This is a genomic window from Microbacterium trichothecenolyticum (assembly GCF_030818955.1).
Taxonomy (GTDB): Bacteria; Actinomycetota; Actinomycetes; order Actinomycetales; family Microbacteriaceae; genus Microbacterium; species Microbacterium trichothecenolyticum_B.
Genome location: NZ_JAUTBF010000001.1, coordinates 1,157,440 through 1,172,540 on the forward strand (window position 1 = coordinate 1,157,440; position 15,101 = coordinate 1,172,540).

At 71.0% G+C, this 15,101-nt stretch carries 19 protein-coding genes; 7 read left to right on the top strand and 12 right to left on the bottom strand.

Going from position 1 to position 15,101, the window contains the following annotated elements:
- Positions 1-53 precede the first annotated feature (53 nt).
- Positions 54-866, top strand: coding sequence for a ParA family protein (locus tag QE412_RS05570; RefSeq protein ID WP_307481063.1), 813 nt, complete (start codon positions 54-56; stop codon positions 864-866).
- A gap of 270 nt (positions 867-1,136) precedes the next feature.
- On the opposite strand, the gene QE412_RS05575 is transcribed toward QE412_RS05570, so the two are convergent.
- From QE412_RS05575 to QE412_RS05585, 3 genes are all read right to left on the bottom strand, one after another.
- Entirely contained in the window at positions 1,137-1,682 is a 546-nt protein-coding gene (locus tag QE412_RS05575) for a MerR family transcriptional regulator (protein ID WP_307481065.1), read from the bottom strand.
- A gap of 96 nt (positions 1,683-1,778) precedes the next feature.
- The gene (gene ftsR, locus QE412_RS05580; RefSeq protein ID WP_307481067.1) at positions 1,779-2,465 is read right to left on the bottom strand and encodes a transcriptional regulator FtsR; all 687 of its coding nucleotides are present in this window, start codon (positions 2,463-2,465) and stop codon (positions 1,779-1,781) included.
- Entirely contained in the window at positions 2,465-2,959 is a 495-nt protein-coding gene (locus QE412_RS05585) for an FHA domain-containing protein (RefSeq protein WP_307481069.1), read from the bottom strand. The genes ftsR and QE412_RS05585 overlap by 1 nt, the downstream gene beginning before the upstream one ends.
- Positions 2,960-3,296: 337 nt before the next feature.
- Here QE412_RS05585 and QE412_RS05590 point away from each other — a divergent pair, with 337 nt between their 5' ends.
- A complete protein-coding gene (locus QE412_RS05590) occupies positions 3,297-3,947 on the top strand; it encodes a copper resistance CopC family protein (protein WP_307481070.1) in 651 nt (216 codons plus the stop codon).
- Between the two features lie 9 nt (positions 3,948-3,956).
- On the top strand, positions 3,957-5,354 hold the full coding sequence (lpdA, locus tag QE412_RS05595; RefSeq protein WP_307481072.1) for a dihydrolipoyl dehydrogenase: 1,398 nt from the start codon (positions 3,957-3,959) through the stop codon (positions 5,352-5,354).
- A gap of 209 nt (positions 5,355-5,563) precedes the next feature.
- On the opposite strand, the gene QE412_RS05600 is transcribed toward lpdA, so the two are convergent.
- The gene (locus QE412_RS05600) at positions 5,564-6,208 is read right to left on the bottom strand and encodes a CYTH domain-containing protein (RefSeq protein WP_307481073.1); all 645 of its coding nucleotides are present in this window, start codon (positions 6,206-6,208) and stop codon (positions 5,564-5,566) included.
- On the bottom strand, positions 6,205-6,432 hold the full coding sequence (locus QE412_RS05605) for a response regulator (RefSeq protein ID WP_307481074.1): 228 nt from the start codon (positions 6,430-6,432) through the stop codon (positions 6,205-6,207). The genes QE412_RS05600 and QE412_RS05605 overlap by 4 nt, the downstream gene beginning before the upstream one ends.
- A gap of 68 nt (positions 6,433-6,500) precedes the next feature.
- Between QE412_RS05605 and QE412_RS05610 the strand changes: the two genes are divergently transcribed.
- Complete coding sequence (locus QE412_RS05610; protein ID WP_307481075.1) at positions 6,501-7,256, top strand: glutamine amidotransferase; 756 nt, start codon at positions 6,501-6,503, stop codon at positions 7,254-7,256.
- 293 nt (positions 7,257-7,549) lie between these two features.
- Here QE412_RS05610 and QE412_RS05615 read toward each other — a convergent pair whose 3' ends face one another.
- From QE412_RS05615 to QE412_RS05640, 6 genes are all read right to left on the bottom strand, one after another.
- Positions 7,550-8,263 (bottom strand): NAD(P)H-hydrate epimerase, encoded by a 714-nt coding sequence (locus QE412_RS05615; RefSeq protein ID WP_307481077.1) that lies wholly within the window; start codon positions 8,261-8,263, stop codon positions 7,550-7,552.
- A gap of 10 nt (positions 8,264-8,273) precedes the next feature.
- Positions 8,274-9,347 (bottom strand): YhjD/YihY/BrkB family envelope integrity protein, encoded by a 1,074-nt coding sequence (locus tag QE412_RS05620; RefSeq protein WP_307481078.1) that lies wholly within the window; start codon positions 9,345-9,347, stop codon positions 8,274-8,276.
- 258 nt (positions 9,348-9,605) lie between these two features.
- Entirely contained in the window at positions 9,606-10,067 is a 462-nt protein-coding gene (locus QE412_RS05625; protein WP_307481080.1) for a prepilin peptidase, read from the bottom strand.
- A gap of 7 nt (positions 10,068-10,074) precedes the next feature.
- A complete protein-coding gene (locus tag QE412_RS05630; protein WP_307481082.1) occupies positions 10,075-10,371 on the bottom strand; it encodes a DUF1905 domain-containing protein in 297 nt (98 codons plus the stop codon).
- Positions 10,372-10,397: 26 nt separating this feature from the next.
- The gene (locus QE412_RS05635; RefSeq protein ID WP_307481084.1) at positions 10,398-10,820 is read right to left on the bottom strand and encodes a DUF2809 domain-containing protein; all 423 of its coding nucleotides are present in this window, start codon (positions 10,818-10,820) and stop codon (positions 10,398-10,400) included.
- Positions 10,817-11,383, bottom strand: a complete 567-nt coding sequence (locus QE412_RS05640) for a mismatch-specific DNA-glycosylase (RefSeq protein WP_307481085.1) — start codon at positions 11,381-11,383, stop codon at positions 10,817-10,819. Before QE412_RS05640 ends, QE412_RS05635 begins: the two co-directional genes overlap by 4 nt.
- A 57-nt stretch (positions 11,384-11,440) precedes the next feature.
- On the opposite strand from QE412_RS05640, the gene QE412_RS05645 reads away from it, so the two are divergent.
- Complete coding sequence (locus QE412_RS05645; protein ID WP_307481087.1) at positions 11,441-12,238, top strand: alpha/beta fold hydrolase; 798 nt, start codon at positions 11,441-11,443, stop codon at positions 12,236-12,238.
- Positions 12,239-12,292: 54 nt separating this feature from the next.
- Here the strand turns inward: QE412_RS05645 and QE412_RS05650 are convergent, their stop codons facing one another.
- Positions 12,293-13,057, bottom strand: a complete 765-nt coding sequence (locus QE412_RS05650; RefSeq protein WP_307481089.1) for a cellulose binding domain-containing protein — start codon at positions 13,055-13,057, stop codon at positions 12,293-12,295.
- A 161-nt stretch (positions 13,058-13,218) separates the two neighbouring features.
- Here QE412_RS05650 and QE412_RS05655 point away from each other — a divergent pair, with 161 nt between their 5' ends.
- Both QE412_RS05655 and QE412_RS05660 read left to right on the top strand, forming a co-directional pair.
- A complete protein-coding gene (locus QE412_RS05655; protein WP_307481091.1) occupies positions 13,219-13,689 on the top strand; it encodes an Lrp/AsnC family transcriptional regulator in 471 nt (156 codons plus the stop codon).
- Positions 13,686-15,080, top strand: a complete 1,395-nt coding sequence (locus QE412_RS05660; RefSeq protein ID WP_307481093.1) for an aspartate aminotransferase family protein — start codon at positions 13,686-13,688, stop codon at positions 15,078-15,080. Before QE412_RS05655 ends, QE412_RS05660 begins: the two co-directional genes overlap by 4 nt.
- Positions 15,081-15,101: the final 21 nt, after the last annotated feature.

The window sequence follows — 15,101 nt, forward strand, 5'->3', positions numbered from 1 at the left end:
AGCTGGCGGGGCTGAATGTGCTCACAGCCTAGGGGACGGTAACGTGGACTCTCGTGCACGTACTCTCCGTCAGCTCATTGAAAGGCGGGGTCGGCAAGACGACCGTGACGCTCGGGCTGGCCTCCGCCGCCTTCGCGCGTGGCGTTCGCACGCTCGTCGTCGATCTCGACCCCCAGTCCGACGTCTCGACCGGCATGGACATCTCCGTCGCCGGCCGCCTCAACATCGCCGACGTCTTGGCGAACCCGAAAGAGAAGGTCGTCCGACAGGCGATCACCTCGAGCGGGTGGGCCAAGGTGCATCCGGGCACTATCGACGTGCTCATCGGCAGCCCGTCGGCCATCAACTTCGACGGACCGCACCCGAGCGTGCGCGACGTGTGGAAGCTCGAAGAAGCGCTGGCCACCATCGAGAGCGAGTACGACCTCGTGCTCATCGACTGCGCCCCCTCGCTCAACGCCCTCACGCGCACCGCGTGGGCGGCGAGCGACCGCGTCGTGGTCGTGACCGAACCGGGCCTGTTCTCGGTCGCCGCCGCCGACCGCGCCCTGCGCGCGATCGAAGAGATCCGCCGCGGTCTCTCGCCGCGCCTGCAGCCCCTGGGCGTCGTGGTCAACCGCGTGCGCCCGCAGTCGATCGAGCACCAGTTCCGCATCAAAGAGCTCCGCGACATGTTCGGCCCCCTGGTGCTCAACCCCCAGCTGCCCGAGCGCACCTCGCTGCAGCAGGCACAGGGCGCGGCCAAGCCGCTGCACGTGTGGCCGGGCGACTCGGCGCAGGAGCTCGCCGCCGACTTCGACGCGCTGCTCGACCGGATCGTCCGCACGGGTCGTATCCCGGTCGAGAACGAGGCCCCGCAGGCTTAAGCCCCCGCCCCCTGTGAGACGCCGTCCCGTTCGCGGGGCGGCCGTTTCCGCGCGGGCGCCCGCCCCTCGCATAAACGCGATCCGCGCACAGAAACGCGCTGTCCCCGCGTTTATGCGCGCCGATCGCGTTTATGGGGCATGCCGTCAGCGTGCGCTCGCACGACACGAAGACACCGCGGCGTTCACGGCGGCGGCTTATACGCACCGAAGAAGCGAACTCGGCGGGATCCGGATGCCGTGGCATCCGGGGTTCGATGCGGGCGCGAGGCCTCAGGCGGTACGGGCGGCGCGGCGCGCGGCGAGCTCGTCGACCGCGTCGGGCGCGGCGGTCTCAAAGTCGACGAGCGTCGACTCGACCTCGCGCAGAACCTTGCCGACCGCGATACCGAACACGCCCTGACCGCGGCTGACGAGGTCGATGACCTCGTCGTTCGAGGTGCACAGATACACCGAGGCGCCGTCGCTCATGAGCGTGGTTCCGGCGAGATCGCGGATGCCGGCCGCGCGCAGCTGGTCGACGGCGGTGCGGATCTGCTGGAGTGAGATGCCGGTGTCGAGCAACCGCTTCACGAGCTTCAGCACGAGGATGTCGCGGAAGCCGTACAGGCGCTGCGATCCCGAACCGCTCGCGCCGCGCACGGTGGGCACGACGAGCTCGGTGCGAGCCCAGTAGTCGAGCTGACGGTAGGTGATGCCGGCGGCGCGGGCTGCAACGGCTCCGCGATACCCGGTGTCGTCGTCCATCTCGGGGAGACCGTCGGTGAAGAGGAGGTCGTTGGCGAACCGGGGTTCACCGAGTGCGTCGCCAGCGTTCATGCTCGCGTTCCTCCTCATCGGCTCGTTCCCTCCACGCTAGATCAGCGAGAGGCCCCCGGCAATGACATCCGCGTCGGGGGCTGCGGCGTGTCGCGCTCAGGACAGGATTCGCTCGAGCGCCTCGCGCACGAACATGCCGCGCACCTCGTCGAGGCGCGCCGCGAGCTCCGGCCCGAGCTCGCTGGCGCGGGCGCGCGACGCCGCATCTGGACGGCGCAGCAACGCCGACATCGCCGACTCGACGAGAGCGACTTCGCGCTCCGCGCTCTGACGCAGCGCGCGCACATGGCGGGGTTCGATGCCGTGTCGGTCCAGGGCGACCAGGGCACGCAAGAGCGTGACGGTCTGCTCGGGGTAGGTCTCGGCCGCGACGATGACGCCCGTGCTGATGGCGTCGTTCAAGAGCTGCGGGGGCGCACCGGCCGCGCCGAGCAACTCGTCGCGACGGTAGCGGCGCGGCGCGGCGGTCATCGACGGGATCGAAGTCGGAGGCGCGGGGTTACGTCCCGCGTCGAGATCGGCCAAGTAGTCGCGGATCACGACCAGCGGAAGATAGTGGTCGCGCTGGAGCGTGAGGGCCAGACGCAGGCGCTCGAGGTCGGCCGGGGAAAACTTGCGGTAGCCCGACTCGGTGCGTGTGGGCGACACGATGCCCTGCACCTCGAGGAAACGAAGCTTGCTCGACGTCAGTGCGGGAAAGTCGGGCGTCAGGCGCGCCAGCACCTGTCCGATACTGAGCAGCCCCGTAGCCGTCTGACGACCACGGGACGGGGCTGCCGCCATCAGTGCTCTGCCGCGGGCAGGTCGACCGGCGAGCCGAAGAAGTTCAGACGGAACTTGCCGATGCGCACTTCGGCGCCGTTGACCAGAGCGGCGCGGTCGACGCGCTCGCCGTTGACGTAACTACCGTTGAGCGAGCGCTGGTCGACGATCTCGAAAGAGGTTCCCGAGCGGGTGATCTCGGCGTGACGACGCGACACCGTGACGTCGTCGAAGAACAGGTCGGCTTCGGGGTGGCGTCCGACCGTCGTGACGTCGGTGTCGAGCAGGTAGCGGGCACCCGTCGTGGGGCCTGAGCGCACGACCAGCAGGGCCGCACCCGAAGGGAGGGCGTCGATCGCCTCGAGCTCGGCCTCGGTGAGATCGGCGCCGAAGGGCACGAACGACAGATCGGAGTCGTGACCGAAGGTCTCGGTCGTGTCGTGCGAGCGCTCGGACGCGGCGGCGTCGGCCGCGCGCCGGATGTCGTCGCGCTCGAATCGGCGGGTCTCGTCCACGGCTGCTCCTCCTCGTTCACCATAACCGACCGATCCCCACCGACGGGGGACGGGCCTCGCGCGGGCCATGATGCTGCGTGTTGTGTCTTGGATCGTCGACGCCGGCGGTCGCGGGTTCGGGTCACGAAGCGCCCGGCGGGGACACTCGAACCTACCGACCCGGGCACGGCCCTGTCGAGTCCGCCCAGGGCGTCCGATGTGTTTCCAGCCGGAATGCACGAGGGAGCGGTCGGACGGCATCGCTCGTCTCACCTGTCACGTGACCAGGTTCACCCGCGATCGAGGCACCGCCGGCTCGCACGTGCCCCGTGTCGGTGCCCCTCGTTAGGGTCGAAGGGTGACTTCCCGTATGGCGCCGCGCCGGCGCGCCCTCCCCGCCCTCCTGGCCGCCGCGCTGCTGACCGTCGCCACCCTGCTGGTGCCGGCGCTCCCCGCCGCCGCCCACGACGAACTCGTCTCGACCGATCCCTCGGCCGACGCCGTGCTCGACGCGCTCCCCGACCGGATCACGTTCACCTTCAGCGCCGACATACTCCCCGATCAGGGCGCCACGGTGATCGAGGTCACCGATTCCGCCGGGGCGTCTCTGGCCTCGGGGGCGCCGACAGTCGACGGCTCCACCGTCACGCAGACGCTGACCGGCTCGGCATCCGGGCCCGTCTCGGTGCTGTGGCGCGTCGTGTCGAGCGACGGGCACCCGATCGACGGCTCCTTCTCGTTCGCGGTGCCCGCGGCCTCGCCGACGCCCGCGCCCACCCCGACCCCGACCTCCGCGCCGACCCCGAGCGCGTCGGCCACGGTTACTCCCTCGGCCATCGCCGACCCCGTCGCGACACCGTCCGACACCGAGCAGGCGGCCTCTCCCCTGCCGTGGATCCTCCTCGCGGTGGCGCTGCTGGCCGTGGTGGGTGCGCTCGTCTATCTCGTCACCGCCCGCGGGCGCGGACGCTCCACCGGAGACCGGTCGGCCGGCACACCCGGACGATAGGATTTACTCATGCCTCATTACGATCTGGTCATTCTTGGTGCGGGTCCCGGCGGATACGTCGCCGCAGTTCGCGGCGCGCAGCTGGGACTGTCGGTCGCGATCGTCGAAGAGAAGTATTGGGGCGGTGTCTGCCTGAACGTGGGCTGCATCCCCTCCAAGGCCCTTCTGCGCAACGCCGACCTCGCGCACACCTTCCACGCCAAGGCCGACCTGTTCGGCATCTCGGGCGACGTGCACTTCGACTTCGGCAAGGCCTTCGACCGTTCGCGGTCGGTGGCCGCCGGTCACGTCAAGGGCATCCACTACCTGATGAAGAAGAACAAGGTCACCGAGTACGAGGGCCGCGGCTCGTTCGCCGACGACCACACGCTGAACGTCACGCTGACCGACGGCTCGAAGGAACAGGTCACCTTCGACAACGTCATCATCGCCACCGGCTCCACCGTGCGCCTGCTGCCGGGCGTCACCCTGTCGGACAACGTCGTGACCTACGAGGAGCAGATCCTCACGCGGGAGCTGCCCGAGTCGATCGTCATCGTCGGCGCCGGTGCCATCGGCATGGAGTTCGCCTACGTCATGACGAACTACGGCGTGAAGGTCACGATCATCGAGTTCCTCGACCGTGCCCTGCCGAACGAAGACGCCGAGGTCTCGAAGGAGATCCAGAAGCAGTACAAGGGCTACGGCGTCGACATCCTCACCTCGACGAAGGTCGACTCGGTCACCGACCACGGCGACAAGGTCACCGTCGCGTACACCGCCAAGGACGGCTCAACGGGCTCGATCGACGCCGACCGCGTGCTGATGTCGATCGGCTTCGCGCCGAAGGTCGACGGCTTCGGTCTTGAGAACACCGGCGTGAAACTCACCGAGCGCGGCGCGATCGACATCGACGACCACATGCGCACCAATGTGCCCCACATCTACGCCATCGGCGACGTCACTGCCAAGCTGCAGCTCGCCCACGTGGCGGAGGCGCAGGGCGTGGTGGCCGCCGAGACGATCGGCAAGGCCGAGACGCAGACGCTGGGCGATTACCGCAACATGCCCCGCGCCACCTTCTGCAACCCGCAGGTCGCCTCGTTCGGCCTCACCGAGCAGCAGGCGCGCGACGCCGGTCACGACATCAAGGTCGCGAAGTTCCCCTTCTCGGCCAACGGCAAGGCCAACGGCCTGGGCGAGCCCGTCGGCTTCGTCAAGCTCGTCGCCGACGCCGAGACCCTCGAGCTCATCGGCGGCCACCTCATCGGCCCCGACGTCTCGGAGCTTCTGCCCGAGCTCACGCTCGCTCAGAAGTGGGACCTCACCGCCCTCGAAGCGGCCCGCAACGTGCACACCCACCCGACGCTGTCGGAGGGCCTGCAGGAAGCGTTCCACGGCCTCACGGGACACATGATCAACCTCTGATCCACCCCAGCACGAGAAGGCCCGCCCGGATGTCCGGGCGGGCCTTTCTCGTGAACAGCGCGGTGCTCTCGTAGACCCCACACCGTCTCGTAGACACCGCGCTGTCTCGTGAACACCGCGCTGCGGTCGCACACCGCAGATTCTTCGCGCACCGTGGGTACGACGACGGTGCGTTCGCGGCGACCCCGGTGACGTGAGGGCCCCGGGCGTCAGTGACCGAGCGCGCGCGCCAGCTTGGAACCGGATGCCGCGGGCCGTCCGCCGGCCGCGAACACCGCGGCGTCGACGGCGGCGAAGAACGCGATGCGGCCCGCATCGTCGGCGGGTCCCGCGGGCCCGAGCTCGACCTCCCACTCGCGCCAGGCGGACTCCACACCCCGCCGTTCGTCGCGGGCGCGGACGTGGTCGTCGACGAATTCGGCGACCTGCAGGCCATCGGCATTCAGGAGCGCGTAGGCGGTGCGGTTGTTTCGCACCCGGGCGAGGGCGGTGAAGGGGGGTGCGGCGTGGGGGGCCACGGCATCCTGAACCGCCGGAGGCACCGTCGGCTCGGCCTCGGGGTCGATGTCGGCCTCGAGGGGCCAGTGCGTCTCGGTGCGCCCCCCGCCCTGCGCCGGACCCTTCACGTGCCAGCCGGCATCGGGGCCGCCCAGTCGCCGCCGTACCGCGACGCCCGCCCGCGCGAGGTCGGCGGATGCAGTGTCGAGGTAACGCGCGTCGAGGTCGCGCGGCTCGGGCTCACCGGTGTGAACCACGCCGGGCACCGCCGACCAGTCCGGCAGAGGCGTGGTCTCGTCGACGTCGTACTTCGACTCGATCTCGACGCTGGACGCGCCGTGCGGGCCTGCGCTCAATCGTCGCGCCCGTCGACGTCGGGGTTGATGTCTTCGGTTTCTTCGACGAAGGCGAACACGGCCTGCGTGGGACCGTCGGAATCGCCGGTGTTCACGAGACCGCCCTCGCGGCGGTAGACGAGCTGGCCCTCGCTGTAGGGCATGATCAGCGTGTCGTCGGACTCGTTCTCGAGCGGGAGCGCCTGCCCGTCGAGCGGGCCTCCGGTCAGTCGTGCAATAGCCATGCCGCCAGCGTAGACGTCCCCTCCGACACCGCCGGGCACCTTGACAGCCCTGGCCTAGAATCGCTCGGGTGACGTGGACGGATCTGCCCGGTGATCGCCCGTTCGTCCTCCTCGCCACGCGCGCACAGGACGGGCCGGCCGACGAGGAGTACGCCCTCTTCCTGCGGTTCACGGGACTCCCGCCCGAGCGTCTGCGGCGGGTGCGTCTCGAGCGCGAGGCGATGCCCGCGCTCGATCTCGACGAGGTGTCCGGCATCCTCGTGGGCGGGAGCCCGTTCAACGCGTCCGACTCCCGGGAGAAGAAGTCGGCCGTCCAGCTGCGGGTCGAGGCCGAGATGGCGGCGTTGCTCGACGAAGTGGTGGCGCGAGATGCGCCCTTCCTCGGAGCCTGTTACGGCGTCGGAACGCTCGGGACCCATCTGGGCGCCACGATCGACGGCACGCACGCCGAGCCCATCAGCGTCGTCGAGGTGACCCTGACACCCGAGGGGCGCGTCGATCCTCTCGCCACGGGTCTTCCCCCGTCGTTCGCCGCGTTCGTCGGGCACAAAGAGGCGATCAGCTCGCTGCCGTCGGCGGCGACGCTGCTGGCGTCGTCGCCCACCTGTCCGGTGCAGATGTTCCGCGTGGGGCGCAACGTCTACGCGACGCAGTTCCACCCCGAGCTCGACGTCGACGGGATCGTCACGCGCATCCACGCCTACGCCGCGTTCGGCTACTTCGCTCCCGACGAGCTCGACCTCACCCTGACGGCGGTGCGGCGCACTCCCGTGGACGCCCCCTCCCGCATCCTCCGTACGTTCGTCGAGCGCTACGCGCGCTGACGCCGGGTACGGATCGGCGCGGCGCGGATTGACGGGGCGCGGGGTCGACGGGGCGCGGGGTCGACGCGGCGCGGGGTCGACGCGGCGCGGGGTCGACGCGGACGGGCGAGCGGGCCGGAGTCGCGCGCACGGCCGCGCGAGGCGAGATCGACGCGCACGGTCGAGCGGCGCGGCGCGATACGCGGCCCCCGGTGCGACGCGACCCCCGGCGCGACACGCGCCCCACCGGGAAACCCGACTCAACACGACTCCCGACCGGACGGGACCCCCGACCCGGACCGGCCGCACCGACCTCAGGCGTGGGCGAGCGGCGCCACACGTACGAGGGCGATGTCGGCGACGACGGCGGGGTGCGCCCGACGCAGGTAGGGATCGAGGCCGAGGTCGACGAGATGCACGCGACCGGCGAGCTCCGGACCACGCCCGCGCACGAGCCCGGCCTTGAGGGCACCGAACGTCACCGTGACGTCGGCGGGGAGCACCCCGGCATCCGCTGTCCCGTCGTCGGGGTCGAGGCCGCTGGGGACGTCGACGGCCACGATCCGCGGGCGCACGTCGAGTGCGAGCACGGCCTCCACGAGGGCGCGGGCACTCCCCCGCAGGCGGCGATCGCTCAGGCGGCCGATGCCGAGGATGCCCTCGAGCACGAGGGCGTAGTCGGCGAGGCGATCGGATGCCTCTGACACCGACCGCACGCGCGCACCCGCCGCCACGGCGGCGTCAAGGGCGCCCCGGTGCACGCGGTCGCGCACGAGGACGACATCGACACGGGTACCGGAGCGAGCCAGGTCGGCCGCCGCGAACAGGGCGTCGCCTCCGTTGTCGCCGGCTCCCGCGAGCACGAGCACCGGCCCCGGGGCCGCGCGCAGCTCGGTCGCGGCGACCTCGGCGAGGGCGCGTGCGGCCACCCGCATGAGCGGACGCCCCTGCGCGAGCAACGGCGCCTCGGCGGCGCGCACGGCATCGGCGGTGTAGGCCGGGACGCGGCGGACGCCGGCCCCGTCCACGGGCCCCCGTTCAGGCATCGGTCTTCGCCCCGGCCGCGCGATCGGCCTGCTCTTCGCGCTCCGCGGCGGGAGCATCGTTGTTCGCGAGCGTCTCGCGCTCCTTCGCCTCGGCCTCGCGAGCGGCGTTCAACTCGCCCGTCGCCGCCTGCACGGCCTTCTCGGCGCGCCTGACGCGGAACTGGATCATGGTGGCCGCACCGTACTTGGCCCGCACACGATCGTGATCCTCCTCGTTCGAGACCGTGATGTAGGCGCCGGCGATGAGGATGACCTGGGTCGACAGGTTGAGCCACAGCAGCAGGGCGATGAGGGAGGCGAACGTCGCCAACAGGGGGTTGCTCCCCGCGCCTCCCACGAACAGGCCCGACAGCTGCTGCAGCACCACCAGGCCCACACCGCCGAGCAGCGCCCCGCGGATGAGCGTCGCACGGCGGGCGCGGACACCCGAAAGCAGCGCGAAGGCGGCGGCGATCGCCGCCGCATCGATCGCGAGCACGACGACGGTCGACACGAGCCACGTGAGAAACGCGGTGATCCACGAGTCGGCGGACACTCCCAGCAGCTCGCGAACGACGGTCAGGCCCGCCGTGGCGAGGAACGTGACGGCGGCGGCCGCGACCAGCGCGACACCGATGCCGACCGCGAGCGCGAGGTTCCGCAGCAGCACCCACACGATGAACATGTCGTCGGTCGCGACGCCTGCGATCTGTCGGAGCGCCGAGCGCAGCGACCCGATCGCGCCGATCGCGGCGCCGATGAGGCCGAGCGATCCGACGATGCCGGCGATCGTCAGGCCCGCCGGGGCCCGGATGTCGCGCACGTCGATCAGTCCGTCGGGACCGACGAGACCCGGGACCACGCTGTTGACCGAACGCACGAGGGCGTTGAGCCCGTCGGGGTTGCCCGACAGCCACAGGGCGGCGAACGAGAACCCAATCAGTACCGCGGCGAACAGGCTGAACAGGGTGCGGTACGTGACGCTGTCGGCCAGCATGGGGCCACGCGCCCCCGAGTAGACGAGGAAGGCGCGCACGAGGCGGAGCGACAGAGCCCACGCGGTGACACGACGGATGAGGGCGGCCATGGGCTCAGCGTATCGAGGCGGTCGGACAGCTCCCGCGGGCTTGACCGACACGCCCATTCCCGACAGCCCGCCGGCGTCGAGCCGCCCGTGCGGGGGATCCGCGCCCGCCCGCACCCGGCACCCACGCTCTCCGCCCGAACCCCGCGCCCCGCCCCCGCGCCCCGCGCCCGCGCCCCGCGCCCACACCCCGCGCCCACACCCGGTGCCCGCATCCGAACCCCGCGCCCACACCCCGCGCCCGCACTCCGCACCCCGCGCTCACCATGGCCCCGTGAGCAGACGCCACCACGTGCCCAGCACCAGGAACGGGCCGAAGGCGATGGTCGCGCCGCGCGCACCGGCCAGCACGGCACCCGCCGCGGCGACTCCCCCGACGACGACGCCCGCAGCGATCCCGGATGCCACGGCCTCGGGCCCGCACCATCCCAGGAACGCCCCGCACAGCCCGGCGAGTTTCACATCGCCTCCGCCGAACGATGCGGGGCGCGCGAGATGCAGCGCGAGACACGTGACGAAGGCCCCGATCGCTCCCCCGGCGACACCGAGAAGTCGCCACGGCTCACCTACCCCGATCGCCGCGGCGCACAGGGACAGCACCGCCGCCGCGCCGCCGGGCATCAGGATGGCATCGGGCAGACGGCGAGTGCGCACGTCGACCACCGCCAGCACGACACCGAGCAGCGCGAACACCGCGAGGGCGGGGACGAGGGCCGACGACATGCGGACCTCACGCGTCGAGCACGACGAGAGCGACCTCGATCACCGCGTCGGCGTCGATGCCTTCGGCGTCGCGGACCGCGCGCTTGAGCGGGAGCACGTACGACCCGCCGGCCTGGGGGAAGATCGACGTGCGCCACGTGGAACCGCCGATGCTCGCCTCGACACGCACGCCGCCGAAGCCGCGCCGGTATGTCTGCGTCTCGCGGATGTCGGCACTGAGCACGGGCGGCAGCGCGACGAAGTACCAATCGCTGTCGGTGCGAGCCTCCCACCGGAAGACCTCGCCCTCGAAACGCACGTTCATGCGGCCCCTCTCTCGTCGCGGTCACCCTAGTCGGAGCTACCGACATCGTGCGTCGCCTTCCCCCGGGGGAAGAGCAGCGCCGACACGCGGGCGTCGAGCACCGCGGCGGCTCCGATCGCGAGGGCGTAGACCACGAGATCACGTACGTCGAAGCCCGAACCGAGCACCAGCGCGACCGGCGGGACATGGGCTGCGAGATCCCGCGGGAGCGGGGTGAGCTGCAGCAGTTCGATGCCGGCGCACCACGTCGCGGCCACCGCCGCCCGCACCGCACACCGACCGCGCGGCCACACCACCACGAGCGCCGCGTAGAGCGCCACGGCATACAGGGCATCGCCCGCCACATCGGTGGCGACCGCATCGGGCAGCACGCGGGCGACGACGAGACCCGCCGCAACCACGACGACGAGTGCACCCAGCGCGACGACGCGCCGTCGACCGAGCGTCACCCGATCACCCCGGCCGCCCGCGCGGGCTCTGCGTAAGCCCGCGCGAGGCTCGCCACGGTGTCGTGGGCGTTCAGACCGCTGGGGTTCGGCAGCACCCAGGTGGGCACCTCCGCCAGGGACTCCGGCTGGCGTCCGGCGGCGGCTTTCGGCCGCGCGAACCCCTGCCGGTACGCGGTGAGCCCCACGACCGCCACCGCGCGGGGGCGCAGCTGCGCGACCCTCTCGACGAGCGCGACCGCCCCGGCGCGCAGCTCGTCGCGCGTCAGCTCGTCGGCGCGCGCGGTGGCCCGCTCGACGAGGTTGCTCACCCCGACACCCGCGTCGAAGATCATGCGCCGGTCCGATGCGCTCAACGGTTCGGCGTACCGCGGCAGGCGAGGCAGGATGCCTGCCTCGACGAGCGCGGGCCAGAACCGGTTTCCCGGCCGCGCGAACGGGGTGCCCGTGGCCGCCGTCCACAGGCCCGGGTTGATGCCGACGAACAGCAGGCGCACCCCGGGTTCGACGAGGTCGGGGATCGTGGCATCCCGAAACGACTCCAGCTCAGCGCGCGTGTATCCCATGAGACCACTATGGGCATTTCGCCGGCTCGAACCCGCGCGTCTGCCAGGATCGGAGGAATGGATGCCGTACCCGCGCTCACCGAGATGCCCGCGCCGCAGTTCGTCATCGTCGGCGACAACGTCCGCGTTGCGACCTATTCCTGGGGCGACCCCGACGCCGACCCCGTACTGTGCGTGCACGGATTCGGCTCGAGCACGCGCGACAACTGGGTGAACACCGGATGGGTGCGGGACCTCCTGCGGGCCGGTTTCCAGGTGGTCGCCGTCGATCAGCGCGGTCACGGCGCGAGCGACAAGCCCCACGACGCGGCGGCGTACACGATGCCCACGCTCGTGGCGGACCTCGTCGCCGTGCTCGACACCTACCTGCTCGACCAGGTGCGCTACCTGGGCTACTCCCTCGGCGGCCGGGTGGGATGGCAGCTCGCCGTCGACGCGCCCGAGCACGTCGAGCGCGCGGTGCTCGGCGGCATCCCCGACGGCCGCCCCCTGGCGCGCTTGAAGGTCGAACAGGCGCGCGCCTTCCTCGACGACGGCACGCCGGTCGACGACCCCACGACCCAGCGCTACGTCTCGCTCGCCGAGCGGGTGCCGGGCAACGACCTGCGCGCGCTCGTCGCGATCGCCGAGGGAATGCGCCTCGGCGAGACCGACCCCGACCCCGCCTCGCCGCCCCAGCAGCCCGTGCTGATCGCGACGGGGACCGACGACCCCATCCACGACCAGTCGGAACACCTCGCGAGTCTGCTGCCGCGGGGCGAGTTCGTCGACATCCCCGGGCGCCACCACGTGAACGCGCCGGGCGCCCGCGCCTTCCGCGAAGCGGGCCTGGCGTTCCTGGCGCGCGAGATCTGACCGCGGGGGTGACGCCCCGGCGACCATCCCCGGCGAGCGGGGATGTCGACGGGCTCAGGATGCCGTGACGGTGAGTTTCGGTGAGGAGGGCGCCCGCGTGGCCGCCGCCTGCAGACCGACGCGCACGCTCTGCCCCGGGCTCAGGGCGGCGCGATACCCCGCGCCGGTGCACGTCACCCTCGTTCCAGAGGTCGCGCAGGCCATGCCCCAGGCATTGGTCACGGCGGTCGTGCCGGGGGCGTCGAACGACACGGTCCAGGCGGTGACCGACCCGGTCGCGGTGAGCGAGAGCTCGACGACGTACCCCTGGCCCCAGGCGCTCTGGGGGATCCACTCGACGCGCACCGCCTGCGGCGCGGAGCTCTTCGTGGGCGAGGGAGTGGGCCGAGGGCTCGACGACGAGGTCGGCTTCGGCGAAGACGTGGCCCGGGGGCTCGACGTGGGTTTCGGCGAAGACGTGGGCTTCGGACTCGACGTGGGTTTCGGACTCGACGTGGGTTTCGGACTCGACGTCGGCTTCGGTGTCGTGACCGGCGTCAGGATCGGTCGGAGGGTCGCCAGCTTCGCTGCCTGACCGAACCAGGCCACCGCCTTGATCGTGTACGGGGTGCCCGTCGCGGTGACGATGGTGGAACCGCGTGTCGACAGCCACCCGGGGAGCGAACCGGCTGCGGAGGCGGCGGGCACCGCGGCCGGGGCCGTCACGGCACCGGATGCCAGCAGCATCGCGGCCAGCGCGATCGCGGTCCCGCGGACCACCGCGCGTCGCGTGGATCGCCACCGTTCGCGCCATCCGGCCATCCGCACCCCCGGGCTCATCGTAACCGTGCACGCCCCGGCCGCATGTCGGCTGAGCGCACCCCGATCGCCCGCGAAGAGCGCGCGGGGGCAAACTCGGCGGTTTCCGCTGTGTTACAGCATGATTAATGTCGAAAAGATCGTTGATTACGGGATATTCACGCTGATACCGTCGCCCCATCATGACTCCCCCGGCTGAACGCAGTCCCGTCCTCGACCGAGTGTCGAAGGCGATCGTCGAGCAGCTGCAGGAAGACGGGCGCCGCTCCTACGCCGACATCGGCAAAGCCGTCGGTCTCAGCGAGACCGCGACGCGCCAGCGTGTGCAGAAACTGCAAGATGCCGGCATCCTGCAGATCGTCGCGGTCACCGATCCGCTGCAACTGGGGTTCGCCCGTCAGGCGATGATCGGCGTGCGCGTCACGGGTGACACCCGCGTCGCCGCCGCCGCGATGTCCGAACTCCCCGGGGTGATCTACGTCGTCTCGACGGCGGGCTCCTTCGACCTGTTGGTCGAGGTGGTCTGCGAGAGCGACGACGACCTGATCGACCTGCTCAACGACCGCATCCGGTCGCTGCCCGACGTCGTCTCGACCGAGACGTTCGTCTACCTCAAGCTCCACCGTCAGCTCTACAACTGGGGAACACGATGACCCTTCTCGACAACGACCAGAACGCGAGCCTGCAGGCCAAGGCCCGCGACCACCTGTGGATGCACTTCGCCCGTCAGTCGGTGATGACCGACGGCCCGGGAGTGCCGATCATCGTCAAAGGTGAAGGGCACCACATCTTCGACTCCACGGGCAAGCGCTACATCGACGGGCTCTCCGGGTTGTTCGTGGTCAACGCCGGCCACGGCCGCCGTCGTCTCGCGCAGGCGGCGGCGAAGCAGGCCGAGGAGCTCGCGTTCTTCCCGCTGTGGTCGTACGCCCACCCCGCGGCGATCGAGCTGGCGGACCGACTGGCGGACCTCGCCCCGGGCGACCTCAACCACGTCTTCTTCTCCACCGGCGGCGGCGAGGCCGTCGAGACGGCGTTCAAGCTCGCCAAGCAGTACTGGAAGACGCAAGGTCAGCCCACCAAGCACAAGGTCATCTCGCGCGCGATCGCCTACCACGGCACCACGCAGGGCGCCCTGGCCATCACCGGCCTGCCCGTGATGAAGCACATGTTCGAACCCGTCACCCCGGGCGGATTCCGGGTGCCGAACACCAACTACTACCGCGCCGAGGAATCGGGCTTCGGGGGCGGCACCCCCGAGGAGTTCGGCCTGTGGGCCGCCGACCGCATCGAGCAGATGATTCAGTTCGAGGGCCCCGAGACGGTCGCCGCGGTGTTCCTCGAGCCCGTGCAGAACGCCGGCGGCTGCTTCCCCGCCCCGGCCGGCTACTTCCAGCGCGTGCGCGAGATCTGCGACAAGTACGACGTGCTGCTCGTCTCCGACGAAGTCATCTGCGCCTTCGGCCGTCTCGGCCACTACTTCGGCGCCTCGGCCTACGACTACCAGCCCGACATGATCACGTTCGCGAAGGCCGTCACGAGCGGCTACTCCCCTCTCGGCGGCACCATCATCAGCGACCGGATCTACGAGCCCTTCGCCCACGGCGACGCCTCGTTCCCGCACGGCTACACCTTCGGCGGACACCCGGTGTCGGCCGCGGTGGCGCTGGAGAACCTCGACGTGTTCGAGGAGGAGGGGCTGCTCGAGAACGTCCGGACGAACTCGCCGCTCTTCCGCTCCACGCTCGAGCAGCTGCTCGACCTGCCGATCGTCGGCGACGTGCGCGGCGACGGCTACTTCTTCGGCATCGAACTCGTCAAGGACAAGGCGACGAAGGAGACCTTCGACGATGAGGAGTCCGAGCGGCTGCTGCGCGGCTTCCTCTCCAAGGCGCTGTTCGACGCGGGCCTGTACTGCCGCGCCGACGACCGCGGCGACCCCGTCATCCAGCTCGCACCGCCCCTGACCCTCGGCCCCGCCGAGTTCACCGAGATCGAGCAGATCCTCCGCTCGGTTCTCACCGAAGCCTCCAACCGCCTCTGACCGATCGGGATGCCGGCGCCA